2 protein-coding genes are annotated in these 1,778 nt (G+C 62.3%); both read left to right on the top strand.

What is annotated here, in order from left to right:
• Positions 1–404: LysR substrate-binding domain-containing protein (locus tag A3AY_RS0131845; RefSeq protein WP_026204039.1), on the top strand; the 404-nt coding region annotated here is incomplete at its 5' end.
• 152 nt (positions 405–556) lie between these two features.
• On the top strand, positions 557–1,778 hold a 1,222-nt coding region (locus A3AY_RS0131840), incomplete at its 3' end, for a hydantoinase/oxoprolinase family protein (RefSeq protein WP_018329720.1).

Here is a 1,778-nt window from a genome sequence, read left to right as displayed (position 1 = left end):
CTGGTGATAGTGGAGGGCCCCTTCCTCTGTCCGCTCTCCAGGAAATCCCCTTGCTTCTTCCGAGCAAGGCACATTTGCTGCGACGGTTGATCGACGACGCCTTGGCGAGGGCAAGGGCAACCCCGCAGGTCGTCGCGGAAATCGAATCCATTCCTGCCCTTAGTGCGGCGGTCCTCGACGGGCTTGGTTCGACCATACTCCCAGCCTCGGTGGTCATCGAGACGGCAAGCTTTTCGGGAGCGCAGGTGAGGGCACTGACGAAGCCAGTCATCGACGCCACCGTCTCGCTCTGCGTGGCAGACCATCTTCCGCTATCAGAACCCGCGATCGCTGCGCGGTCGGTGCTACTGGATGTGGTCGGCAAGCTCATGAGCAGCCATCACCAGGGCATCCGTCCCGCCTGATGTCTGCCATAACCAAAGCGTATGGCGGCAGACTGTAGTTGTGTTGGCCAACACATGTCCGGTTCCCCTAACCTTCTCTCTGACAACGGGTTCGGCAGAACGGATCCGACCATAGCGGCGTTCGCGCGCCGTGCAGTCGTTTCGAGGGAAACATGGCAAAACTTGCTTTCGACACCGGCGGTACTTTTACCGACTTCGCTCTTCTGGATGACACAGGCGCGCTTCATCTCCACAAGGTCCTGAGCACGCCGAAGAATCCGGCCGAGGCGGTCGTGCAGGGTGTCACGGAATTGCTGGAGCAATTTTCCGGCGCGATCGCCATCGAGAACCTGCAGGTCCTCGGTGCGACGACCGTGGTCACCAATGCCGTCCTCGAACGCAAGGGGGTCGAGACAGGCTTTGTGACGACAGACGGCTTCCAGGACATGCTGCGGATACGCAACGAGGGTCGTTACGATCTTTATGATCTCAACATCAAATATCCCGATCCGCTTGTGACGCGCGCCAACAGCTACGGTGCGGCCGAACGGATTGCAGCCGACGGCTCGGTGATGACGGAGCTCAAGGAAGAGACCGTCCGCGAGATCGCCGGACGTCTCAAGGAAAAGGGGATCCGCTCCGTCGCGGTCTGCCTGCTCCACGCCTACAAGTATCCGCAGCACGAGCAGCGGGTCGCCGCTCTGCTGCGTGAGGAGTATCCGGACATCTTCGTGTCACTTTCCTCGGAAGTCTGCCCCGAAATGCGCGAGTTCGACCGCGCCTCGACGACTGTCGTGAATGCCTATACCCGGCCGCAGATGGCCGGACATGTCGCTCATCTCAAGCGCGAATTCGCCAGGAAGGGCATCGACCGCCAGGTTCTCTGGATGACGTCCTCCGGCGGCCTGGTTCCCAGCCGCCGTGCTGCCGAGTTGCCAGTTCGCCTCATCGAGTCCGGCCCGGCCGCAGGCGCGGTCGCTGCCGCCGAGTTCGGCCGCATTGCAGGCGAGGGCAGTGTGCTCTCGTTCGACATGGGCGGCACGACCGCGAAACTCTGCCTCATCCCGAATGGTGAGCCGACGGTTGGAACCGACCTCGAAGTCGCTCACTATCAGCGCTTCCGCAAGGGATCCGGCTTTCCCTTGAAGATACAGTCAATCCAGATGATTGAGATCGGCGCCGGAGGCGGTTCCATCGCGGCCAGGAATCCGCTTGGCCTGCTCGATGTCGGCCCCCGCTCGGCGGGAGCGCTTCCGGGACCTGCTGCGTACCAGCGCGGCGGCACCGAGCCGACCGTCACGGACGCCGACATCCTGCTCGGCTACATGGGCACCGAGTCCTTTGTCGGCGGGTCCTTCAAGGTATCGAAGGATGCAGCCCGCGAAGCGATGACCA

It is taken from the genome of Rhizobium giardinii bv. giardinii H152 (assembly GCF_000379605.1).
GTDB lineage: Bacteria > Pseudomonadota > Alphaproteobacteria > Rhizobiales > Rhizobiaceae > Pararhizobium > Pararhizobium giardinii.
This window is presented reverse-complemented; position numbering and strand designations above follow the sequence as displayed.